The sequence below is a fragment of the Prosthecobacter fluviatilis genome, from assembly GCF_055388355.1.
Genome location: NZ_AP043782.1, coordinates 5217884 through 5241411 on the forward strand (window position 1 = coordinate 5217884; position 23528 = coordinate 5241411).

Consider the following 23528-nt stretch of genomic DNA (forward strand, 5'->3'; position numbering starts at 1 on the left):
AGGATCAGACGTACAACAGGCCTGCGGTGGCCTCAAAGCCGCAGATAAGGTTCATGTTTTGCACGGCCTGGCCTGAGGCGCCTTTGCCGATGTTGTCCTCCGTGCTCATGAGAATGAGCTGCCCGGCACGGGCGTCGTAGGACCAGCCGATATCCACGAAATTGGTACCGGTGACGTTTTTGGTGTCTGGAGACTGGTTCACCCCAAGCAAACGGACGAAGGGCGCGGAATCGTAGGCCGAATGCAGCGCGGCGCTGATTTGGTCAATCGTCACCCCGGGCTGCAGCTGTGCGAAGGTCGTCGTGCAGATGCCCGAGTGCGTCGGCATCAGGTGCGGCACAAAGGAGAGCTTCACCTCGCGTCCTGCGGCAAGGGCCAGCTCCTGGCCCACTTCGCTCAGGTGGCGGTGCAGCGGCACGCTGTAGCTGCGCACGCTGTTTTGCACCTCGCAGAAGAGCAGGGGAATGCTTTCCTTGCGCCCGGCGCCGCTCGCGCCGCTCATGCTGGCAACGGCCAGGGGAGACTCCGCCAGCAGCCCCGCCTTGAGCAGGGGGATGAGCGGCAGCAGAATGCTGGTGGGGTAGCACCCGGGGCAGGCGATCAGCCGCGCTGACTTGATGGCCTCTGCGCGCACTTCAGGCAGGGCATACACCGCTTCGTCCAGCAGCTCAGGAGCAGGATGCGCGTGGCCGTAAAACTCCTCATACAGCGCCGGACTCCGCAGACGGAAGTCCGCGCTCAGGTCGATCACCTTGAGCCCCAGCTCGAGCAGGGGCTTGGCGTATTCGGCGGAAACCCCGTGTGGAAGCGCCAGAAAGGCGATCTCCGCACCTGCGGCTTTCAGAGCTGCGGCGTCCGGTGCGGTGAAGGTCAGGGTATCCGCTATCCCCACACCGCGGAAGCGTGGAAACTCCTTCGAGAGCGCTTTCCCTGCCAGGGATCGTGAGGTGACGGCGACGAGTTCGGCGTTCGGGTGGCGCAGCAGCAGGCGCAGCAGCTCAGCTCCAGAATAACCACTGGCTCCAACGACGGCGACTTTGACAGGTGCGGACATAATGCGGGGGGCGGAGTATGGGATGTCAAAAGGGCCATGCAACCCTGAAAAAGAGCATTTATCGCCAGACCACAGCACTCATCGTGCCGCTTGTCAGCAGGCTTCGTCTGGCTCACTATCGGTTTCCCCATGAGCGACCCCACGCCAGAACTCCCTGAGACGGACAAACCCAAAGCGCCCGGAAGTCCGGAGGAGATCACGCGCAAGCTGGAGGATTTCATCAAAAACACCCTCGGCGGCCAGGTTCTTTTCACACGTGTCGAAAGTCCGGGGGGGCGCCCCATGCCAGAGGGGGATGAAAAGCCCGCAGCAGCCGCCAGGCCGGACCCTGGCAGGGTTTTCGAGTTCAACTACCGGCCGGCAGACATCAAAGCGCACCTGGACCGCTTCGTCATCCGGCAGGACGAGGCTAAAAAGGTCCTCGCCACGGCGGTATGCGACCACTATCACCACGCCCGGATGCTGCGTGACGACCGCGAGTCCAACTCCGGCGGCACAAAGCTGGAATTTTCAAAGCAGAACGTCATCATCATCGGGCCCACCGGCGTCGGCAAGACCTACCTCGTCAAACACATCGCCGACCTCATTGGCGTGCCCTTCGTCAAGGCGGACGCCACCAAGTTCAGCGAAACCGGCTACGTCGGCGCAGACGTGGATGACCTGGTGCGTGATCTCGTCGCGAAAGCCAATGGCGACATCGAACTCGCGGAGCACGGCATCATCTATCTGGATGAAATCGACAAGCTCAGCAGCGGTCCCGAGCGCCTCGGGCGCGACGTCAGCGGCCGCGGCGTGCAGACCACCCTGCTGAAGCTCATGGAGGAGACGGAGGTCGCCCTCTACGCGCCGAACGACATCCGCAGCCAGATGCAGATGATGTTTGACACCCGCAAGGGCCGCACGGGCCGCGAAGTGGTCAACACGCGCAACATACTCTTCATTGTCAGCGGTGCGTTCGGCGGCCTGGAAAAGATCATCGAAAAGCGCACCAACCGGAAATCCATCGGCTTTGTCTCCGCAGAGGCAAAAAACACCGCCCCCGAGCATCTCTTCCGCGAAGCGCGCACCAAGGACTTCATCGACTACGGCTTTGAGGCCGAGTTCATCGGCCGCCTGCCCGTCCGAGTCGTCTGTGATCCCCTGAGCGCGGACGACATGTTCCAGATCATGAAAAACTCCGAGGGCAGCCTCATCCGCCAGTATGAGCGTGAGTTCGCCGCCTACGGCGTCAAAGCCGTCTTCAAGGACGACGCCCTGCGCGAGATCGCCGGCCGGGCGGAGGAGGAGAAAACAGGCGCGCGCGGTCTCGTGACCGCCTGGGAGCAGGTACTGCGTGATTTCAAGTTTGAAATGCCCAGCCTCGGCCTCCCTGAACTGCAGATCGACGGCGCCCTGGTCAGAGAGCCGGAGCAAACGCTCGCCAGGTGCCGTGCCGAAGCCGCCAGCCAGTTCAGAGTGCTGGGCGCAGCTCATGCCGGCGAGGTCAGGGCCTTTGCCGAGCGTTTCCAGCGCGAGCACGGCTTCACCCTCGACTTTGACGACGAGGCCATCGCCGCAGTCGCGGCGCGCGCCCAGCGTGAAGGCATGCACGTGGAGGCCATGTGCATGAAACTCTTCAAAGATTACCCCTTTGGCCTCAAACTCGTGACCCGCAGCACGGGAGACACGCGCTTTGCCATCACTCCTGAGGCGGTTGCCAGTCCGGACAGGTACGTCAGCGAACTCGTCGTGAACGCCTGCCGCAGCCGGCCTTCGCCGCCCGCATCCAACATCATTGATCTCACCCCCGACTCTCCTGCTCATGAATCGTAATCATGCCGCCGCCATGTTCATTGGAGTGCTGGTCTGCATTCCTCTGCTGGCCACGTACCAGCTTGGATTTTTCAAGGCCACGGCCGAATGGTTTGCCACCTTGTACGCACGCGGTTTCATTCTGCCTGCCGGCGGCTTGAAGCAGGCCGTCTGGCTGCAGTATGGCTACTACACCCTCATGGCCTTCATCAGCGCCTGGGTGTGTGTGGAGATGCCCTCGCAGTGGCGCCGCTTTGCATTCCTCCTCGGCGGCACTTTTCTCACGGCCACCTTTGGCTGCATCATGGCCATGAGCGGCGTCTTGTTTGAGCCCGTCTCCGGCGCGCTCGCGCTGTGGCTGGCCGGCATCGCAGGCATCGCGGCGGGCGGTTCCGTCAATGCCTACCGCTGCCATGTCATGCGCGGGTATTTTGTCGGGCGGCTCTCCACACGCCAGTTTGATGAGCTGGCACGTCAGAACAATCCCGCCAAAATGACCGGGCGGCGTGAGATCACGTCCCTGACCTGCCGCCTGCTGAATCTCGCCGAGCTTTCCACCGGCATTGAGGCACCGCAGTTTGAGGAGCTCGCCACGCATTTCCAGCGCAGCATTTCAGAGTTTCTTGTCGGGCACGGAGCTTATCTCGACGACTGCAATGCCCGCCAGGTCCGCGTCTTTTTCGGCTTCCCTCTTTCGGACGAAAGTCATGCCGCGCACGCGGTTCAGGTGGCTGTGCTGTTGCGTCCCCACCTGGAGACCGTGGCGCGTGAGATTGAGCTGCGCTTCGGCAAAAAGGCGCAGATCGGCGTCGCCGTCAGTTCCGGTCCGGTGCTTTGCGGTCTCTTTGGTGTCAGCCACTTTGAAAGCTTCAGCGCGGTAGGGGAGGTCGTTGATTTTGCCGCGCAGCTCTGCGGTTTGAATGCCGAATACGGCAGCAAGGTGCTCCTCAGCGCGAAAACATACGCCCTCGCCAAGGAGGAGTCAGAGGTTCGGCCGATGGAGATGATAAGCACCGCCGGTTCCACTCAGATGACCGAGGTATATGAACTCCTCGCCGCCAAGGGCGGGCTGCCTGAGCCCGAGGCTCGTGTCCGGGACGCCTTCTGGCAGGGCGTCGTGCAGTATCGCAAAGGCGAGCTGAAGCAGGCGCAGGAAAGCTTCCGCATTGCCGTCATCGAGGGGCGTGAGGATGCCCCCCTCAAATACTTCATGGAGCGCGTCGAGCTGGCTCTGAAGGAAAAATCATCCTCGTCCAAAGAGGTGCCCAAACATGCGCGCACACTCGCCGTGACCTGAGCTGTTTTACCGTGCGCATAGACTACCCACCAGCGATCCAGCGCCTCGTCGCCCAGCTCAAATCGCTCCCCGGCCTCGGGCCGCGCAGCGCGGAGCGCCTCATGATCTGGCTCCTCCAGCGCAGCGACGAGCGCATCCCTCTGCTCTCCAACACCTTGCTGGAGGTCAAGGAGCTCATCATTCCCTGCGAAGACTGCGGCTTCTTCATCGAAAGCGGCTCCAGCTGCCTCCTTTGCCACGATCCCCGCCGTCACCGCCAGCAGCTTTGTGTGGTCGAGCAGGCTGCCGATGTCCTGCGCATGGAGCGCTCAGGCGCCTTCCAGGGGTTGTACCACGTGCTCGGTGGCAGGCTTTCGCCTCTCGACAACGTGACGCCGGAGGATCTGCGCATCGAGTCACTCCTCAGTCGTGCGCGTGACCTCCATACGGAGGAGGTCATCATCGCCCTCGGCTCCGATGTCGAAGGCGAGGCCACCGCCAGCTACATCGCAGACCTCCTGCGCCCGGCGGGCATTGCCGTCACCCGGCTGGCCCAGGGCATGCCCGCAGGCGGTGGCTTGGATCACGTGGATGAGCTCACGCTCTATCAGGCATTGCACGGCCGTCGGAAGATGGGCTGAAGCCTCATGCCAGGCCCAGTTCGGCCACCTCGTCTTCATCCAGCCCGAGATAATGCCCCAGCTCATGAAGAAAGGTGATGCGGACCTCGTGCCGGTACGTGCTCAGCTCGCCGCCGCATTCGTCCCAGAGGTTGTCCAGAAACAGCCGGATGCGCGGCATTTCATCAGGCGACTCCGGCAGCGGGTCGCTCCGTGTGTTGCCTTCAAACAATCCCAGCAGGTCGGGGTCAAGATCCTCATCAATGTCGATCAGGGCATCCATTTCCGAAAACTCGATGCGGCAGTCCTCAGCTTCATGGCGGATGTTCGTGGGCAGTGAGAGCAGCGTGTCTTTGACGACTTTGGTGGCGATGTTCAGAAGGCGCGGAAATTGCATGCGGTATGAAGGGTTAGCGGCCTGCTTTCTTCTCAGCGGCCGTTGGCTGTGCTTTCTTCTTTAGGGTTTCGAGTTCGTTCTGCTGTTCTTCGGCCTGCTTTTGCAGTTGCTGCACACGGTCCCACAGCTTTTTCAGGTCGGCAGGACTCTCCAGTCCGGCACGGATGTCCTGCACGGCTTTGGCCGCCGCCTCACGCACGGGGTCGATACGCGCCCCCCCTCCTGCAAGCATCGGCTCCAGCACGGCCAGCGCTCTTGGGTCCCTCAGCGTTCCGAGGGCTCTCGCGCTGGCCGCACGCCAGGAGCTGCGCGGGTCCGTGAGCTTGCTGCTGAGAAATTCACGCACGGCATTGCGCTGCTCATTCGTGGGCCGGCGGGCAAGAAACGCGATGGCGTCAAACGCCGTCCCTGCATCCCGGCCGCGAAGATCGTTGAGTGACTGCACCCGGGCCAGGATCTCACCCAGGGCGGTTTCGTCATCCTGGGCGCGCAGGGCTCGGATGGCGGCTATCTGCAGCGCGTGGTTGAAGCTGGTGCCGCTCAGCTGGGCGCGGAGGGCCTTGGCGACTTCAGCATCACCAGGGCGCGCGCCCCAGGAGTCGATGATGACTGCCAGGATGTCGGGGTTCTTCTCGCTCTGCGCCATGTCCCACAGCGTTTTCTGCGACTCTGCGGTGTTGAGCATGGCCAGGCCCTGCACCACGGCCCTGCGCACGCGGGCGTCTTTTTGCCCGCTGCTGCCCGCCATCAAAGCGGCGCGTGCCTCAGGTTCTGCGATCTTGGCCAGCGCTCTGGCCGCTTCGGATCTCACTGCGTGGAAGGCATCCTCGCGCAGCACCTTGCCGAGCTTGTCGATGTGCCTGTCTCCAAGCATGCCGACGGCGAGCAGGCGCCCGATCACATCGGCCTGCAGCTGTTTGTCCAGCATCGGCCCAGGCGGTGTGAAGGAGACCTTGGTCAGCACGGTGTAGTCCGGATCAATCCGCACCAGCTCCGGCTGGGCGGGCAGCGGAAAGTAAAAGTCCTCAGCCTCCTTGCTGACGTCTGCCTTGAAACGCAGCATCTCCTTCTGGCCGGGCAGGGCAAAGCCCACCGGCAGCGGCACCCGGAAGAGCCGCACCTGCTCGCTGAGCTTTTGCGTCTGCCTCACGGTGATTTTGGCCTGCTTCGTGCCGGGATCCCAGGCATAGTCGATCTTCAGCTCCGGCACGCCTCCGTGAAACAGCCACTGGTCAAAAAACTGGTCAAACGACAGCCCGCTGACTTCTTCGATCACGTCCTGCAAATCCTCGGTGCGCACGATGCCGTTGCGGTGCCGCTCAAGATAGGTCCTGATGCACCTGCGGTACAAATCCGCCCCCAGCTGGCTGCGCAGCATATGCAGCACCCACGCCCCCTTGGGGTAGGCGCGTGAGTCAAACTGCTGCATCGGGTCACCATAGTCACGCCAGACGATGGGGCGGGTGTCGTTGGCCTGAAACACCTGCTGGGCTTCCTGCCAGAGCGCGTACTTCATCGCATCCGTGCCGCGCTTCTGCTCCTCGTACAGAATCGTGTAATAGGTGGCAAAGCCTTCATTCAGCCACAGGTGTGACCAGTCCCGGCAGGTCACCAGGTCTCCGAACCACTGGTGCGCCGTTTCATGTGCATCCAGCTCATGCAGAGAGCGCAGCTCCTCGGTGTCTGAGTTGAAGAGCATGTCGGCCGCCTCAAAGGTGCAGCTCGTGTTCTCCATCCCTCCCGCGATGAAGTCGAGGCAGTACACCTGGTAATACTTGTCCCAGGCAAACGGCACGCCGGTTTCCTTCTGGTAAAACTCGATGATCTTGCCCGTGTCAGTGAAGGCATTCGCCGCCTGCGCCTTGTGTGAGGGCGGCACCAGCAGCGCCAGCGGCAGGCCGCCCGCCTTGTCCTCCAGCCTGTGGAAGTGCCCCGCAGCCAGCGCGATGAGGTAGTTCACATGCGGCTTGTCCTGCAGCCAGTGAAACGTCACGAGTCCGTCTTTGCCGGGCTTTTCGCTTTGCAGCCTCCCGTTGGAGACGGCTTGCATGCCCTTCGGCACATGGCAGATCACCTCGCTGGTGAAGCGCTCGTTCGGGTAGTCGTAGCTCGGGAACCAAAACCGGTGCTCCTCCGCCTCTCCCTGGCTCCAGACCTGGGTGTCGCCCGCCTTGTAGCCCATCTCCGGGGTGCGGAAATACAGCCCGTGCTCAGGTTTCGCGGAATAGGTCACGCTCATCGTCACCTCCGCATCGGGGGCCACCGCTTTCGCAAAGTTGACGATGAGCTTGTCACCTGTGACCTGATGCTCCGCCACCTGCGCACCGTCAGCCGTGATGGTGTTGATGTTCAGGTCCACCGCATCCAGTTCCAGTTTCTCCAGCGGCAGCGCGATCGGCTTGAAGCGCAGAGTGGCCGTGCCCGACACCGTGCGTTTGGCAAAATCCGGAGTCACATCCAGCTTCACATGCAGGATGTCCGCCCGGCGGTCTCTCGCATATTTCCGGCCTGGGATGAGCTGCTGCGGCTGCGGCAGCAGGTGCTTGTCACAGATCCGGCAGTCGGAGGAGTCTGCTGCGGCCTCCACGGTCAGCAAGGCGGCGGCTAGTAAAAAAGGGCGGATGCGCATGATGGCTTCGAGCATCCCCAACCCGATGCCGGGTGGCAAGCACAATCAGGAAGGACTGCCTCCCTGCGGGCGTATGTGGAATCGACATGCTCACCTTCTCAGACCACACCCAGGGCTCTTCGTGCCTCCGGCGCAGGGATTTCCTGCGCATCGGCGGGCTCGGCCTCGGCGGCCTTGGTTTGAGTGATCTGCTGGCGCTCAACTCACTCTCCGCTCCGCAAAAGTCTCTCCTCAGGGACAAGTCCGTCATCTTCCTTTTCATGCACGGCGGCCCCTCTCAGTTTGAGACCTTTGATCCCAAAATGGATGCGCCCTCGGAGATCCGCAGCGTCACGGGGGAAATCAAAACCCGGCTGCCCGGCGTGACCTTTGGCAGCACGTTTGAGCGGCTGGCAAAGCTGGCGGACAAGTTCAGCATCGTCCGCTCCTTCGTCACGGGAGATGCCGTCCATGACATCAAGACCATCGTCGGAAAGGATACGCTGAAGGCAAATCTTGGCTCCCTGTATTCACGCATGGCAGGCCCCCTGCGCAAATCCAGTGCCATGCCGACCAATGTGGCGCTCTTCCCGCAGGCCGTTTCAGCCGCAGCAGGCCCCGTGATCCGGCAATTCGGCGACTTCACCTCCAGTGGCGAGCTCGGGGCGACTTACCAGCCTTTCGTGCCCGGCGCTGGCAGCGGAGCCCAGGCCGACATGACCTTGAGCATGCCTCAGGCCCGCCTCGAAGACCGCCGCGCTCTGCTTTCCTCACTCGATCAATGGAAGCGTCACATGGATGCCAGCCACGCCGTCGGAGGCATGGCAGAATTCCAAACCCTGGCCTTCGACGTCCTGCGCAGAGGCGTGTCGGATGCCTTTGACCTTTCCAGGGAGGATCCCCGCCTCGTCGCCCGCTATGACACCGCGCCACTGCTGCCCAAAGACCGCATCAGCACCCAGTGGAACAACCGCGAGCATTACGCCGACAACGCGGCGACTCTCGGCAGGCTGCTGCTCTTGGCACGGCGGCTGTGTGAGCGCGGCTGCGGCTTTGTCACCGTCACCACGAGTTTTGTGTGGGACATGCACGCAGACAGCAACAACGCCCCGTGCCGCACTGGCATGGATTACGTCGGCCGCCCCTTTGACCACGCGGTTTCCGCTTTGATTGAAGACATCGAATCACGCGGGCTCAGTGAGAAAATCATGCTCGTCTGCTGTGGCGAGATGGGCCGTTCTCCCAGGATCAATGTCAAAGGCGGGCGCGATCACTGGGGTGGTCTCGCGCCGCTCATGATCTATGGCGGCGGCCTGAAAATGGGGCAGGTGATCGGTCAGTCCGCACGCCTCGGTGGCGAACCCGCTTCAGAGCCGGTCACCATCCCCGATTTGATCTCCACCATCATGCACACGCTGGTGGATGTCGGCGAGGCACGTGTCACCGATGGCCTTCCGCCCAGCCTGCTCAATCTTCTGACTCGTGGAGATCCTATCCGCGGTCTTGTTTGAATCGGTCCTCATGAAACACACTCTCTGCCTTCTTCTCTTCCTCGGTTCCGGCCTGGCCGGTCTCCGTGCCGCCGAAAAACACCCGTCCGTCACCTTTTATGTCTCAGGCGTCGAGTGCGGGAGCTGCGTCTATGTCGTTCAGCAGTCGATCAGTGAAACAAAGGGCGTGGCAGACGCGACGGTCGTGCAGTTGATAGACTCTTACGCCAACGTGGTCTTTGACCCCAAGCTCGTGAGCGAGCACCAAGTCGCACAAGCCGTGCGCGAGGCCCTCGCCATTCACGGCAAACCTTACCTCGCGACGTTGAAGCTGCACGTGCCGGATTATGCGAAGCATGCCGCGAAAGTGGACGCCTTGTTTGCGCGCTGGAAAGACTGGGTGCAGCTGGAGACGGTGGACAAGGCCAGGGGAGATCTGCTCATCCACTTCAATGAACTCAAAACCGACCCCGGCAAATCCGGTCCGCAGGGCTGGAGCCTCGCACAGTTGGCTGCTGCGATGAAGTCACCCGCACCGAACGGCCTGGGGCTCGATTTCACCGTGGAGGAGGAGAAACCGTAAAGCCCTCCTCTTCTCACGTCATTCAGGCTACTCCTCGGCCTTTTTCTTCTTCTTGCCTTTTCCCTCGCCTTTCTTCTTCCCGTCACCAGACGTGGGTTTGACTTCGGCAGCCGTGGCGGGAATGGAAGCACCAAGCTTCGCCTTGATCTCGCTCATTCCCACCTCCCCGGCGAGGTTCGTCCACTCATACGGATCTTTGGAGTGGTCGTAGAGTTCCTCGGTGCCGTCGGCGTAGCGGATGTAGCGCCAGTTCGCATCGCGCACGGCGTGGTTGCCTTTGCCGTGGGTGCAGACGGCCACACCGTCCCACTTGGCGGCGGGGTCCTTGAGCAGCGGCATCAGGCTCGCCCCTTTCACATGCTCTGGCACCGGCAGGCCCGTCAGTTCGCAGATCGTGGGGTACATGTTCACATAATCGACCGGCGCCGTGCAGGTTGTGCCCGGCTTCGTCACGCCTGGGGCGATGATCGCCATCGACGTGCGCGTGGTTTCCTCCCACAGCGCAAATTTCCGCCAGTGCTCCTTCTCGCCCAGATTCCAGCCGTGGTCCGTCCACCAGACGATGACCGTCTTGTCCTTGCGCGGGCTTTGGTCCAGCCCGTCGAGCAGACGCCCCACCTGGTCATCCAGAAAGGAGATCGTGGCCAGGTAGGCCTGCACACCCTTCTTCCACTGGTCGCCTTTGACCACGGCGGCATGGTCGCCCTCCGGGCCTGCCATGCGCACTCCGGCCTTGGGGATGTCATCGAGATCATGCTCCTTCGTCACCGGCAGCTTGATTTCGGCCAGCGGAAAGCGGTCATAATACTCCTTCGGTACGTACCACGGCAGGTGCGGCTTGATGTACCCCAGCGCGAGGAAGAGCGGCTTGTCCGTCGGTGCCGTCTTCAGCTGGTTGATGGCCCAGTCCGTGGCTTTGTAGTCGCCCATGTCAGTGGGCTTGGCATCCACCGCACCCCAGTCAAAGTGACCGCGGCCGAGGCCGTTCATGTTTTCCTCGTGCTCTTGGATGGAAGGAAACAGCCCCTCCCACTTCGTCCATGAATCACTCCGCCCCTCGCTCCCGTAGCCATGGTAGATTTTGCCACCCCCGAGGGTGTTGTAGCCGTTGGCCAGAAAGTGTCGGTTGATCGTCACCACATCCTTCAGCACGTCCTGCGCTGGATCACCGTTTGTGTATATCCCTGTCTGCCACGGGCGCAGCCCGCTCATCAGTGCCGCACGCGAGGGGTTGCAGGCCGGGGCGGCGCAGTGGGAGTTGGTAAACGCCGTGCCACGCGCCACCAGGCGGTCAATGTTCGGTGTTTTCGTCTGCGGATGGCCGCCGAGATAGCTCGTCCAGTCGTTCAAGTCATCGACGGCGATGAAAAGCACATCGGGTTTGGATTGGGCGGCCGCGACACTGTGAAGCAGCAGGAGCAGGGCAAAGAGACGGGTCATGGCCCGCTTGAACGCGGCCATGCGTCCCGTCTTGCGCGCAAAAGCAGCTTAGTCGTCATCCTTCTCCAGCCGGTACAGCGCTCCGTCCTGGGAGAGCAGCACCGGTTCGCCATCCACGTCGGCCGTCACCAGCGTCGGGTTGAATTTATGTTCCGCGTCCTTCCGGTGCAGCACGCTGCGGCGGGAGGGCAGGCCGCTCGCGGGGTCGATCCCCAGCGCCCAGATGGTGCCGTAGCCCCAGTCGGCAAACACGAATGCCCCGTCCAGCTGTGGCAGTTTCTGCCCGCGGTAGAGCAGGCCTCCGACAATGCAGATGCCCTCGCCACGCAGGCGGGTGTAGGCATGTACAGGGTCCTTGACCGCTGTGTCCGGCAGGTCGCTGTGCGCGTGGAAGGCACTCTTCGCGGGGCCCTCTCGGTCACTCCAACCGTAATTCGCCCCGGCCTCGACTCGGTTGATCTCCTCCCACAGGTCCTGTCCTACATCCGCGCACCACAGCTGGCCGGTGCGTGCATCAAAGGACAGTCCCCAGGGGTTGCGGAATCCGAGTGCAAAGATCTCGCGGCGCACGGTCTGCTCCTTGGCAAAAGGGTTGTCCTCGGGGATCCCATACGGCAGGTTGCCACTCCGGCTGTTCACGTCGATTCTCAGCACCTTGCCATGCAGCACCCACGGGTTTTGCGCCAGACGGTACGGGTCATTCCGCAGGCCGCCGTCTCCCAGGGCAATGTACAGGCAGCCATCCGGCCCGAAGGCAATGTGGCCTCCCCAGTGGTCTGCCAGCGGTTGCGGGATCTCCAGCAGCACACGTTCCGTCTCGGGCAGCGCGTCTGGAGTGGCGTCCTTGGAGGCGCGCATTTCGCTGATGACCGTGCGCCGGGGCTCGTTTTGGGAGTAGCTGATGTAAAACAGCCGGTTCTCGGCAAAGCGCGGGTGAAAGGCAATCCCGTGCACCCCTTCCTCAAACAGCACGATGCCCTTCATCTTTGCGCGGAAGTCCAGAAAGGGCCGCCACTGGCCGCTGCCATCCAGGCGCACCGCGCAGAACTCCCCCCGCTGCATGGCCACCACCTGCTCACCGCTGGCATCCGGCAGCGAGGCCAGCATGACCGGAGAGTCGAATTCGCGGTCAAAGGCGAGCTTCCTCAGCACGATTCCGGTCATCATCTCCTCTGGCAGCTCCGCTGCGGGTATTTCCGGCGGCACAGGCACCGGCTGTGGAGAGCCGGCATCCGGGATGGCGGCATCAGCGGGGCCGTGAGCCAAAAAAACGGCGGCAAAAAACGCGTGCAGCCAAAAGTTTGAAAGAACAGGGGATTTCATCGGGTAGGTAGGTGATTACGGCTGCATGGACTATGCCATGATGACAGCAAGTGGCCATGCTTTGCTCAAAACACTGGGTGTTTTTTGCTCATGCGGCGGGCAGTCTCGCAGGACGTGCTCACGTCTCTTCTTTTAGATTGGGGATTGTCCCGAGGGCCAGACTCAGGCCAGGCATAGGTTTTACGCTCGTCAGCATTCAGGGGGCACCTCAGTGAGAAACTTTTTCCACGTCTTGCACTCCTTCCGTCGTATGCCAATGGTTGGCGCTCCTTTACGATGAGCGACCCAATCAGTCACGAGTGCGGTATTGCAGTGGTGCGGCTGAAAAAGCCGCTCGGATACTTCTATCAAAAATACGGCAACGCCCTCTACGGCTTTGACGCCTTGCAGGCTATCATGACCAAGCAGCGCAACCGTGGCCAGGACGGCATGGGCATCGGCTGCAGCAAGCTCGGCATGCCCCCCGGCCTCCCCTACATGTTCCGCATGCGCAGCACCGAAAGCGTGGAACGCATCGGCCAGGTCTTTGATGATGAGCGCAAAGAGTTCAAGCGCATCGCCCGCCGCATCGACAAGCAGCGCAAGGACGAGCGCGACCAGGAAGGCAAGGAATTCGTCTCCTTTGAGGACGATCCGGACGCCATCAAGCGCGAGTTTGAAATGGCCGGGGAGATCTACATCGGCCACCTGCGCTACGGCACCAGCGGTGACTTTGGCAAAGGAGCCCTCCATCCCTACATGCGCCGCACCACCTGGCCCACGCGCACTCTCATGGTCATGGGGAACTTCAACCTCACCAACACCCGTGAGCTCAACGAGGTCATGATGAAGCGCGGGCAGCATCCCGTCTTCGGCACCGACACCCAGAGCGTCCTGGAAGAAATCGGCTTTCAGCTCGATGAGGCCCACACCAAGCTCTACCACGACCTCCGCGACTCAGGCATCCCCGGTGAGGACATCCCCCATCACATCAGCGAGCAGCTCGACGTCACCGCCGTGGTCCGGGAGTCCGCCAAACGCTGGGACGGCGGCTACAGCATCGTCGGTGTCATCGGCAATGGCGACCTCTTCGCCATGCGCGACCCCAGCGGCATCCGCCCCTGCCATTATTACGAAAACGACGAGATCTTCACCATCGCCTCCGAGCGCGTCGCTCTCATGTCCGTCTTCGGCGTCAATGAAGAGGACATCCACGAAATCCCCCCCGCGCATGTGGCGGTGATCAAGGCGGATGGCGGCATGACCATCCAGAAATTCACCGAGCCGCGTGAATACAAGCCCTGCTCGTTCGAGTGCATCTACTTCTCACGCGGCAACGACTCCGCCATCTACCACCAGCGCAAGGCTCTCGGAGAGCAGCTGGTTCCCCAGGTGGTCAAGGCCATCGAAAACGACTTCGAGCACACCGTGCTCAGCTTCATCCCCAACACGGCGGAGACCGCCTATTTCGGCTTCCTCGACGGCCTGCGCAAAAGCCGCCGTGGCGTCGTCAAAGAAGCTCTCATGGACATGCTCAAGCGTGGTGAGTTTGACGAGGCCAAGCTCGACGATCTCGTGCTGCGCAACTGGCCGCGGGCCGAAAAAATCGCGCTCAAGGACATCAAGATGCGTACCTTCATCGCCCAGGAAACCGGGCGCGACGCGCTCGTCTCCGGCAGCTATGACATCACCTACGGTGTCGTCACTTCCAAGGACAACCTCGTGGTCATTGACGACTCCATCGTCCGCGGCACCACGCTCAAGAAAAGCCTCCTCCGCATCCTCGCGCGCACCAATCCCAAGCGCATCATCGTCTGCTCCACCGCCCCCCAGATCCGCTACCCGGACTGCTACGGCATCGACATGGCGGAGCTCGGCAAATTCATCGCCTTCCAGGCAGCCATTTCACTCCTTCGTGAGCGTGGCATGTCTCACATCGTGATGGAGACCTACCGCGCCTGCAAAACCGAGATGCGCAAGCCCAAGGAGGAGATGCGCAACGCCGTCAAGGCCATCTACGCTCCTTTCACCGACGAGGAGATCTCCGAGCGCATCGCCCAGATGATCAGCCCTGAGGACACCTCCTGGCACGGCACGGTCGAAGTCATCTATCAGTCCATCCCCGGCCTTCACTCCGCACTCGGTGCTGAATATGGCGACTGGTACTTCAGCGGCGACTACCCGACCCCCGGCGGCTATTCCGTCGTGAACCAGTCCTTCATCCTCTACTGCGAGGCCAAGGACGGCCGCGCGCATGAGGCCCTGCTTTAGATGAGGCGAGTGGCCAGTCGATGTGCCGCGGGCATCACTTTCGAATCAATACACGAACGGGCGTGATCGAGCCGACCTTGGGGCGTTCGCTACCGTCAGAGGGCCTCGGGCCGAGAAAATTTTCAAATGGGATTCGTATTGACCGCAGCAAGTCCACGCAATCTGCCAGCGGTGGGCAGATGGAGTGATCTGTTTGAAACTCCCGGTCGATCGCGGCGTGAGCATTCTGAGCCGGAATCTGCACACGAACTCGCTCGACCTTCACTTCTTGCTCAAATGGATTGTGAAATTCGGCTTTGATGTTCGAGCCGTTTTGACTCCACTGGAATTCGAGTTTCTTGATTTCAGACACATCAAGCTCACGCCATTGAGCCTCCTCTGAAGCTGACGTCCCATTTTCATGCAAAGCCTCGATCCTCTTGGCCTCGTCACGTTCCAGTTGCTCGGCCTCAAGATAAGAGACAAAAACCCGGTGTGCCTTTCCTGAGAAGAGGTCCACCACTACTGGCCTGTTGTTCAGTATCACGACCTCCTTTCTGAATCCAAACCACAACAGAGAGGCGCCGGTGATGGCGCCAAGGATGAAAGTGATGAAAAGCTTCATGGTTGTGGGAGAGTGGATAGCATGGCAGGGGATTTCGTCGCAAGACTAATTCACCATGAGGGCATCAGACGGAGTCCTATGCCGCTCCATTCACTCTCTTTTCACACCACCCCAAACGCGCACACCTCGTTCTTGTTCGCACACAGCCGCGTCAGGTGAAACTCCGCGCACAGCGGCGGCGCTTCGCGTTTGAGGATGTCCAGCAGCGGGTACTCATCGTGCCCCTTGAATTTGATCGTCACCACAAACTGCCGCATGCGCTTCTCCCGCAGCCATTCCAGCAGCAGGTCGATGCTCCGTTGCGGCGCGGCGATCACATCGCACACCAGCCAGTCCACCCTCTGCGGCGGTTTGTACTTGAAGGCGTCGGCGGTTTCAAAGTGCAGCCGCGGATTGCGCATCAGGTCCTCGCGCAGCTCAGAGCGGTCGATGGCGATCACATGCGCCCCGCGCTGAATGCCCACATAGCTCCAGCTCCCCGGCGAAGCCCCCAGGTCCACGCAGGTCTGCCCGCGCTCGATCCTTCTGCCCAGACGCTGCTCAGACTCCACCAGTTTCGTAAAGGCGCGCGAGGGCGCGCTCTTGTCATCTGCCAGCGGCACCTCACCTCGCGGGAAGCTTGAGATCAGGCAGCGCAGCGCATGCGGCTGCGGCGCCGCAGCAGCGGAAATCCACCCCGCTTCCGGCGAAGTCAGCACGCATTGCACCAGCGATGTCTGTGCATCAAACACCCCATCCGTGTCAGTCATCGAGCGCAGCAGATGCCGCCGCTTTTTCTTCAGCCTCTCTGTCAGCGCGGCACGGATGAGTTCGCAGCGGTGCAGTCCGGCTTTGCCTTCCCCGTATTGCGGCCAGAGGTGCAGTCGCCAAGGCTGGTCATCCGGGAAGACACCCGCGATGGCCTCAATGATCCGGTCAGCCCAGCCATTGATGGAGCTGGGAGAGACTTCCACCGCATCCGGCAGGGTCTGTCGCGCAAAAGCCAGCAGCAGCCCCTCCAGGGGCACCTCGGCGGCTGTCCCCAGCCCCTCCACCTCATGGGGCACCGCGTCCGGCGCTGCTCGCCGGATCTCATCGGCCAGAAAGGGGGCCGTGTCTGGATCAGAAAGGAAAAGATGCACGCCTGTCAGTGGTGATCACGGTTTCGCCGGGGTGTTTTCCTTGAAGGGAGACACCACACCCAGGGTTGAGGGCAGAAAGTCATCCGTGCGGAAGCACGAAGCAGGCAGCCCCTCCGCATTGATGAGATTGGCACCCTCCGGCCAGCTCGCCCACGCATACCTAACTCCGATGGGCTGCGGCACGGCATCGCTCCAGACCACGACTTCGTTGCCTTCGATCTTGGCCTTCGCCCACACCCATTTTTGGTCCGCCCCTGCGATCTGGAAGGTTTTCGGCTCGCCGCCGTCACGAGTTTTCAAACCCGAGCCGGTGTGGGTGAACTGCACGCGAACCTTGCCGCCCTGGATCACAGACGAGAGGTACAGCGGGCCGCAATACTCAGCGCCAGACTTGCCGTAGTCCTTGGCCAGCGCCCAGAGCGCCAGCCGGCGGCCGACCTCCTGTTTGTTTTTGGGGTGGATGTCGTTTTGCTCACCGATGTCGTTGATGATGGCGATGCCGCATTTGTCGAGTGTTTGCGCCGTCAGTGTCTGCGCCTCCTGCAGCTCTGCCCACGTGTCCGGCACACCGGGGTCCTGGGTGGCGGGCTTGCCGTTGCCATAGTTCGCGAGCTGTACGATGTAGAAAGAGAACGGCTCCGCCCACTGCTTCCGCCAGTTGTTGATCAGGGTGGGCAGCAGTTCCTGGTACTGAAAAGCCCGTCGTTGGTTCGACTCGCCCTGGTACCAGACGGCGCCTTTGATTGTGTAGGGGATCAGCGGCGCCACCATGCCGTTAAAAAGTACGCTGGGGTGGTGCGGCGTCTTCGTTGGGTCCTCCGGCAGGCGTGGTGCCGCGGGTTTCGTCTGCCTTTTGTCGGCTGGCAGACTGGCATTTGCGGCATCGATCTTTTGCACCTGCGCCTGCCAGCTGGCTTTGAGCTTTTCGTACGCGGCCGTCTCCTTCGTCCCATCCCATTTGGCCACGGCATCCTTCCAGTCCGCGAGCATCTCAGTGGCGCAGGGGCGCTCTTCCAGCGCTTCGCGGCCGGTCCAGGCCTCCACACGAGTCCCACCCCATGAGGTGTTGATCAGGCCGACCGGAACCTTCAGCGCCTGATGCAGGTGACGGCCAAAAAAGTAGCCCACGGCCGAAAACTGCCCCACATTCGCGCTCGTGGCCTCCTTCCACGCGCCCTTGCAATCAGTCTGCGGCGTCATGCTCGGGCTGCGCTCGACATTGAACATCCGGATCTGAGCGTGATTCGCGGCCGCGATTTCTTCCTGGGCTTTGCCCGCCTGCTGCACCGTCCATTGCATGTTCGACTGCCCGGAGCAGATCCACACTTCGCCAACCAGAACGTTTTTCAAAGTGATCGTGTTTTTGCCCGCCACCACCATCTCGGCTGGCTGCCCGTCTGCGTTCATCGGGTTGAGCGTGATCGCCCATTTGCCCGACGGGTCGGTGGTCGAGCTGTGCGTCTGGTCATGAAATGTCACCTTCACCTCTTCGCCTGCATCAGCAGTCCCCCAGACTCGGATGAGCTGTGCCTGCTGCAGCACCATGCCGTCGGAAAAAAGGGCGGGCAGTTTGACTTCGGCCCGCAGGCTCCCCGTCAGCAGGAGAAGGCAGATGATGGCTTGTTTCATGGCGGATGATCGTTTGGGCGGCGGTTTCGGGCAAGTAAGCCAAATGTCAGAGCAGGGTGCTGTCATCGGCACGTTCCAGCCGGCCGATCTTCTTTTTGATCGTCTCCAGCAGCACCGTCATCTCGTGCACGCTGCGCAGGCACTCCTTCTGTGTTTCCTCGTCGGCCAGTCCTGGCACGGCAGGGTGGATTTTCATGAATTGCAGCGCGATGTTTTTGCAGGCTTCACGGATTTGAGCGATGGCGGCGGGTCGGTCCATCCGCCAAGCCTAGAGCGCCAGCCCGCCCGTGCAAGACGCGGATCATTCCCCCTTCGGCTTCTTCACTCTCAGCGAGTCCTTCAGGCTGACGAAATCAGACAGCAGGAAGATCACCGTGAAAAAGGCCAGCAGCACCTCCATCATCGTGACCAGTTTGGCCGGGATCGTCAGCGGGGTCACATCCCCAAAGCCAAAAAAGGAAAAGTTCAGCACGCTGAAAAAGAAAAACTCAAACAGCTGCTCCCACTGGTTCCACGCCGCGTCGATCGAGCTGAAACTCGCCGGCTCCGCCGTTTCCAGGCACCAGTAGTCCAGCGCAAATGCCAGCGTGATCTGCGCCATGTTCACCCCCATCAGCCCCAGCACCCGGTGGTAGGGCATGTCCTCCTGGGTGGCCAGCAGGATGTGCTGGAGGTTTTCGACGAAGAAAAACACCGTTTTTGCCAACGCCGCTGCCAGCACCACCAGGCAAAAGGCACGGGTGCCCAGCCAGTGCGTCCCCCACAGGGCCTGCAGCCCTGCCGCCACCAGCACGATGACCGCCACCTCGCCACCCTGGCGGATGACCTGCCCTGCAATGCCCGGTTCCTTGTTCATCTGGCAGAATTGAAACTTCCTGGCCCGTCTCGTCGAGCGTAATTTTGTCCGTCATTCCGCATTCGCCAATCTCGCCTCATCCGTTATCCTCCGCCTTTCCTCCCAATGAACCTGATCTCCACGACCATCCGCTACTCCACCTACCTCCTTGCCGTCGCGGGCGTGATCGCCATGGGGTTCGTCCTCCAGACCATCCGCAGTCAGGAGTCGGCCATCCCGCCGCCGCCGGTTTTGCCACCGCAAAAAATCGCCCCGGATGACATCGCCGCCACCGGCATTCTCGAGGCCAAGGATGAAAACGTCGCCATTGGCGTGCCGATGCCCGGCCTGGTCCAGTCGGTCAAAGTCGTCGTCAATCAGGTCGTCAGGGAAGGGGACCCCCTGCTCATCCTCGACGATCGCGAACTGCGCGCCTCCCTCCTCAAGCAGCAGGCCGCCATCGCCATCGCCCAGGCCAATCTCGCCATCAACCGCGCCCAGCTCGCCAAGGTGCAGGACATGCTCGACCGCATGACCTCCATCCCCGATCAGCGTGCCATCAGCCAGGACGATCTGCGCAACCGCACCAACGACGTTCTCGTCGCCAAGGCCCAGTTGCAGGCTGCGGACGCACAGCTCATCTCCGCCAAGGCCGATGTGCAGCAGACAGAGCTCCTCATCGACCGCCTCACCGTCAAGGCGCCCAGATCCGGCACCATTCTGCAGGTCAACATCCGTGCCGGCGAGTACGCCTCTCCGGCAAACAAGCAGCCCGCGCTCGTCCTCGGAGACATCTCCACCCTCCATGTCCGTGCCGATGTGGACGAGCAAAACGCCATGGAAGTGGCTTCTGGCCTCGATGCCAGCTTCTCGCTCAAGAGCGACTCCTCAAAAAAATTCAAGGCCCAGTTCGTCCGTATCGAGCCCTACGTCATCCCCAAAGTCTCCCTCACCGGCGCCAGCACAGAGCGCGTGGACACCCGCGTCCTCCAGGTCATCTACAAGCTCGACAAGCCCAAGGACCAGCCCCTCTACGTTGGCCAGCAGGTGGACATCTTCATCCCCCGCAGAAAGTAGCCCCGCTGCCCGGCCCGCCGGCTGCCCGCCTCCAGGCAAGAGACTCGTTGTGTCTCCGCAAATTCCACGCAAGAATGCCTACCCTCATTCATTCGCATGCACTATCTCTCCACCCGCGGCCAGACGCAGCCGCACACGTTCTCTGAAGCTGTTGAAGCCGGTCTTGCGCCGGATGGTGGCCTCTTTTTGCCGGAGAGTCTGCCCAGCATCGCGGACAAGCTTCCCGCGTGGTCAAAGCTCAGCTACCCCCAGCTCGCGGCGGAGTTTTTCACCCTCTTCGCCCCCGAGATCAGCAATGCCGAGTGGCACCAGCTCACCGCAGAGGCCTACCGCCGCTTCGATTCCCCGGACGTGGCCCCCCTCAAAAAGATCACGGACAAAACCTACGTCCTGGAGCTCTTCCACGGCCCGACGCTCGCCTTCAAAGACTTCGCCCTTCAGCTCCTCGGCCTGCTCTACAAGCGCCAGGTCCAGCACAGCGGCAAGCGCCTCTCCGTGCTCGGCGCCACCTCCGGTGACACCGGCTCCGCCGCCATTCACGGCTGCCTGGGGCGCGATGGCATCACCATTTTCATTCTCTATCCAAACGGCCGCGTTGCCCCCCTGCAGGAGCGCCAGATGGCCTGCACCGGTGCAGACAATGTTTTCGCCATTCCTGTCCCAGGTACCTTCGACGATGCGCAGCGCGTGGTGAAGGACACCTTTGGAGACACCGCTTTCGCAAGTTCGGTCAATCTCTCCGCAGTCAATTCCATCAACATTGCCCGCGTTCTGGCGCAGTGCGTTTACTACATCTGGGCCTGCCTCAGGCTGCCGGAGGATGTGCGTGCCACGGCGGAGTACGTCGTGCCCACCGGAAACTTTGGCAACGTGCTCGCCGGATGGCTCGCGCAGCAGATGGGCATGCCCGCTGGCAGCTTCCGCGTCGCCACCAATCAAAACGACATCCTCCACCGCTTCTTCTCCAGCGGTGAGTACAGCCAGAGTGAGGTGCACCCCAGCCACGCTCCCAGCATGGACATCCAGGCCGCCTCCAATTTCGAGCGCTTCCTCTATTACATCCTCGGTCAGGACTCGGCACGTGTGCGTGAGGTCATGTCGCAGATCAAGTCGGGCGCTCCCTTCACCATTCGGCTCCCGCACACCTCCCTCCGCTCCACCCGCATGGACGACGACACCATTGTCAAAGTCATCGCCCAGATGTGGAAGGACTGGCAGTATGTGCTCGATCCCCACACCGCCTGCGCTTTCACAGACATGGCGCAGGACCGCGTGAGCGTTGTTCTCGCCACAGCCAGCCCGGCAAAGTTCCCCGAGGTCGTCCGGCAGGCCACCGGCAGCGAGCCCACGCACCCCACGCTCGAAGCCCTGAAGTCCAAACCGCTCAAAACCTGGCCCATGGCGGCAGACGTGTCCGCGGTAAAAGACTTCATCCGGCAACAAACAAGTCACGGAACCAAGGCTTGACGCACGGGGCGGCGGGTGGGTTTAATCAGAAAAAGAAACGCCCATGAGTTCGTCGCCCTTTTCTTTCGACATTGCCGGCCTGTTTGACCTCTCCCCCTATCTCGTCAAAGGCGGCTCTGCAGGCAATGGAGTCACGCTCATGATCGGAGACCTCTACTCCTGGCTACTGCTCGGCGGCGGGCCTCTGCTCGTCATCGCCGCCTTGGTCCTGGTGAAGGTCATGTATGGACGGGTGAAGTACTTCGCCCTGGAGTTTGGCAATGGCGGCTTCTTTGGGCGCATCAAGGCCATCGGGCCTTCCATCGTCTTCGGCGCGGCATTGTTTTTGCTCGGCATCGCCGTCACCTGGCTCGGCTGGCAGGTCATGGGCTACTCCGTCACGCTCACCGCCCAGGGGCTCCGCGAGGTCTCGCGCAGCCAGTCCGTCCAGTATGAATGGTCCGACGCCACCAGCGCCTCAGAGCGCATCAAATCGACGGAATTCTGGGTCGCTTTTGCCAAAAACGGCCGCAAGTGCCGCGTGAGCTTTCAGCAGCGCTTCATCGGCGAAAAACTGCAGGACCAGGCCATCGCCATCGCGGAGCACGCGCTCGCCTACTCAAAGATCCCCCGCATCAAGTAGGGCCGCCGCTCTGTTTCAGAGATTTCACCAGTACCTTCGAGTTCCGGCCGCTCTTGTCGTACTTCTCGCGCCGGCTCAGCGGCAGGGCATCCGGCCCCGTCACGGTGTAGCCCATTTTTTCCTCAAAGAAGCGGAACGCTTGCGTGCTCAGCGCCACGATGACCTCGCAGTTTCGCAGGCGCGCCTGCTCCTCGGCAAAGGCCACCAGCTTCCGCCCATGGTTCTTGTTCTTGTGCGAGCGGCGCACAAACAGGCAGGCCAGCTCCGCGATCTTCCGGCCATCCTCTTCGTAGGCATGCACCGCCACGGAGCCGATCGGGTTCCCGTCGAGTTCGAGCACGAAGAAGTCTTTGATCTTTGACTGGATCTGGTCACGCGTGCGCGGCACCAGCGCAGCATCGTCCACGCTCTGCTGCATCATCGAGAGCAGGGCAGGGACATCCGAGGAGCGGGCCTTGCGGATCTGCTGGTAGTCATCCGCGTGGATCATGGTTCCCACGCCCTCGTTGGAAAAGAGCTCCGCCAGCAGCGCTTCATCCTGCGTGCCGTCCACGATGTGCACCCGCGGCACGCCCTCCTGGCAGGCCAGGGCGGCGTAGCGCAGTTTGGACAGCATGCTCACGTCATGCTTGGAGTCCTTGCGCTTGTGCATCTCCCGGGCCTCCGCCACGGAAAGCTGCTCCAGGCGCGTGCCATCTGCGGCCGTGATGCCAGACTCGGCCACAAAGATCACCTTCGCCGCCCGCAGCGCGATGGCGACTTCCACCGCCACAGCATCCGAGTTCAGTCTCAGCGTGGCTCCTCGGCCATCATAGCCCAGCGGCGGCAAGATGGGAATGATGTCGGCCTTCAGCAGGGCGCGCAGAGACTCCTCGTCCACTCGCTCGATCCTTCCTGTGAATTCCAGGTCCACCCCGTCAATCACTCCCGCAGGATGCACCGCCAGCGCATTGGAAATCGCCACCGGCATTTCCAGCGCCGTCAGGTCGGCCATCAGGTCGCTGCACTGCCGCATGATGGCGTCCTTGGCTATCTCGATGCCCGCCGCGTCCGTGCGGCCCATGCCATCGTCGTTGTACAGGGTTATGCCACGCTTCTCGGCCAGCGCCCGCACCTGGGCACGTGCTCCAAAGACCAGCACCACCTCAATGTTCAGGGACTGCAGCACCGCCACATCTTGCAGCAGGCTCGCAAAGCCCGGCTGCGTCATCAGCGCCCCGTCAAACGCGATCACAAAAACGCGCTGCCTGAACTGCGGTACGTAGCGGAGGATGCCGCGCAAGTCTTCAAAGCGCTGCTGGGGTTTGGCGGAGTCGTTGTTCACTGTTTGAGCAGTCAAGA

General features: G+C 61.8%; 20 protein-coding genes. 9 read left to right on the top strand and 11 right to left on the bottom strand.

Annotated features, from left to right (window positions below; all coding sequences use genetic code 11):
* Positions 1–4: 4 nt before the first annotated feature.
* A complete protein-coding gene (argC, locus tag ACZ5WW_RS20415) occupies positions 5–1054 on the bottom strand; it encodes an N-acetyl-gamma-glutamyl-phosphate reductase (protein WP_377162304.1) in 1050 nt (349 codons plus the stop codon).
* Positions 1055–1183: 129 nt separating this feature from the next.
* Between argC and ACZ5WW_RS20420 the strand changes: the two genes are divergently transcribed.
* Genes ACZ5WW_RS20420 through recR form a run of 3 tightly spaced genes read left to right on the top strand, consistent with a single transcriptional unit; the run spans position 1184 to position 4762 of the window.
* On the top strand, positions 1184–2866 hold the full coding sequence (locus ACZ5WW_RS20420) for an AAA family ATPase (protein ID WP_377162306.1): 1683 nt from the start codon (positions 1184–1186) through the stop codon (positions 2864–2866).
* A complete protein-coding gene (locus ACZ5WW_RS20425; RefSeq protein ID WP_377162308.1) occupies positions 2856–4142 on the top strand; it encodes an adenylate/guanylate cyclase domain-containing protein in 1287 nt (428 codons plus the stop codon). The genes ACZ5WW_RS20420 and ACZ5WW_RS20425 overlap by 11 nt, the downstream gene beginning before the upstream one ends.
* 11 nt (positions 4143–4153) lie before the next feature.
* Positions 4154–4762: a recombination mediator RecR gene (recR, locus tag ACZ5WW_RS20430; protein ID WP_377162310.1), complete on the top strand. Its 609-nt coding sequence runs from the start codon at positions 4154–4156 to the stop codon at positions 4760–4762.
* Positions 4763–4766: 4 nt separating this feature from the next.
* Here the strand turns inward: recR and ACZ5WW_RS20435 are convergent, their stop codons facing one another.
* Positions 4767–5138, bottom strand: a complete 372-nt coding sequence (locus ACZ5WW_RS20435; RefSeq protein WP_377162312.1) for a metallopeptidase family protein — start codon at positions 5136–5138, stop codon at positions 4767–4769.
* Positions 5139–5151: 13 nt separating this feature from the next.
* Complete coding sequence (locus tag ACZ5WW_RS20440) at positions 5152–7767, bottom strand: M1 family aminopeptidase (protein ID WP_377162314.1); 2616 nt, start codon at positions 7765–7767, stop codon at positions 5152–5154.
* An 86-nt stretch (positions 7768–7853) separates the two neighbouring features.
* On the opposite strand from ACZ5WW_RS20440, the gene ACZ5WW_RS20445 reads away from it, so the two are divergent.
* Together ACZ5WW_RS20445 and ACZ5WW_RS20450 are read left to right on the top strand one after the other, a co-directional pair.
* On the top strand, positions 7854–9257 hold the full coding sequence (locus ACZ5WW_RS20445) for a DUF1501 domain-containing protein (protein ID WP_377162316.1): 1404 nt from the start codon (positions 7854–7856) through the stop codon (positions 9255–9257).
* Positions 9258–9267: 10 nt separating this feature from the next.
* Entirely contained in the window at positions 9268–9819 is a 552-nt protein-coding gene (locus ACZ5WW_RS20450; RefSeq protein ID WP_377162318.1) for a heavy-metal-associated domain-containing protein, read from the top strand.
* 27 nt (positions 9820–9846) lie between these two features.
* Here the strand turns inward: ACZ5WW_RS20450 and ACZ5WW_RS20455 are convergent, their stop codons facing one another.
* Positions 9847–11259, bottom strand: coding sequence for a sulfatase (locus ACZ5WW_RS20455; protein WP_377162320.1), 1413 nt, complete (start codon positions 11257–11259; stop codon positions 9847–9849).
* A gap of 48 nt (positions 11260–11307) precedes the next feature.
* Entirely contained in the window at positions 11308–12582 is a 1275-nt protein-coding gene (locus tag ACZ5WW_RS20460) for a PQQ-dependent sugar dehydrogenase (protein WP_377162322.1), read from the bottom strand.
* A 276-nt stretch (positions 12583–12858) separates the two neighbouring features.
* Here ACZ5WW_RS20460 and ACZ5WW_RS20465 point away from each other — a divergent pair, with 276 nt between their 5' ends.
* Entirely contained in the window at positions 12859–14832 is a 1974-nt protein-coding gene (locus ACZ5WW_RS20465; RefSeq protein WP_377162324.1) for an amidophosphoribosyltransferase, read from the top strand.
* 34 nt (positions 14833–14866) lie between these two features.
* Here the strand turns inward: ACZ5WW_RS20465 and ACZ5WW_RS20470 are convergent, their stop codons facing one another.
* The 5 genes from ACZ5WW_RS20470 to ACZ5WW_RS20490 form a co-directional block, all read right to left on the bottom strand.
* Positions 14867–15436, bottom strand: coding sequence for a hypothetical protein (locus ACZ5WW_RS20470; RefSeq protein WP_377162326.1), 570 nt, complete (start codon positions 15434–15436; stop codon positions 14867–14869).
* 101 nt (positions 15437–15537) lie between these two features.
* Complete coding sequence (locus tag ACZ5WW_RS20475) at positions 15538–16557, bottom strand: SAM-dependent methyltransferase (protein WP_377162328.1); 1020 nt, start codon at positions 16555–16557, stop codon at positions 15538–15540.
* A 15-nt stretch (positions 16558–16572) separates the two neighbouring features.
* Positions 16573–18186 (bottom strand): sialate O-acetylesterase, encoded by a 1614-nt coding sequence (locus ACZ5WW_RS20480; RefSeq protein WP_377162330.1) that lies wholly within the window; start codon positions 18184–18186, stop codon positions 16573–16575.
* Between the two features lie 46 nt (positions 18187–18232).
* Positions 18233–18445 carry a hypothetical protein gene (locus tag ACZ5WW_RS20485; RefSeq protein ID WP_377162332.1) on the bottom strand — a complete coding sequence of 71 codons (213 nt, stop codon included), beginning with the start codon at positions 18443–18445 and terminating at the stop codon, positions 18233–18235.
* Between the two features lie 42 nt (positions 18446–18487).
* A complete protein-coding gene (locus ACZ5WW_RS20490; protein ID WP_377162334.1) occupies positions 18488–19042 on the bottom strand; it encodes an ion channel in 555 nt (184 codons plus the stop codon).
* 105 nt (positions 19043–19147) lie between these two features.
* Between ACZ5WW_RS20490 and ACZ5WW_RS20495 the strand changes: the two genes are divergently transcribed.
* The 3 genes from ACZ5WW_RS20495 to ACZ5WW_RS20505 all read left to right on the top strand — a co-directional run bounded on the left by ACZ5WW_RS20495 (position 19148) and on the right by ACZ5WW_RS20505 (position 22187).
* Positions 19148–20098 carry an efflux RND transporter periplasmic adaptor subunit gene (locus tag ACZ5WW_RS20495; protein ID WP_377162336.1) on the top strand — a complete coding sequence of 317 codons (951 nt, stop codon included), beginning with the start codon at positions 19148–19150 and terminating at the stop codon, positions 20096–20098.
* Positions 20099–20194: 96 nt separating this feature from the next.
* Entirely contained in the window at positions 20195–21565 is a 1371-nt protein-coding gene (gene thrC / locus ACZ5WW_RS20500; protein WP_377162337.1) for a threonine synthase, read from the top strand.
* Between the two features lie 43 nt (positions 21566–21608).
* Positions 21609–22187 carry a hypothetical protein gene (locus ACZ5WW_RS20505; protein ID WP_377162338.1) on the top strand — a complete coding sequence of 193 codons (579 nt, stop codon included), beginning with the start codon at positions 21609–21611 and terminating at the stop codon, positions 22185–22187.
* Here ACZ5WW_RS20505 and argA read toward each other — a convergent pair.
* Entirely contained in the window at positions 22180–23526 is a 1347-nt protein-coding gene (argA, locus tag ACZ5WW_RS20510; RefSeq protein ID WP_377162339.1) for an amino-acid N-acetyltransferase, read from the bottom strand. The two genes, ACZ5WW_RS20505 and argA, sit on opposite strands and share 8 nt — an antisense overlap.
* Between the last annotated feature and the right edge of the window lie 2 nt (positions 23527–23528).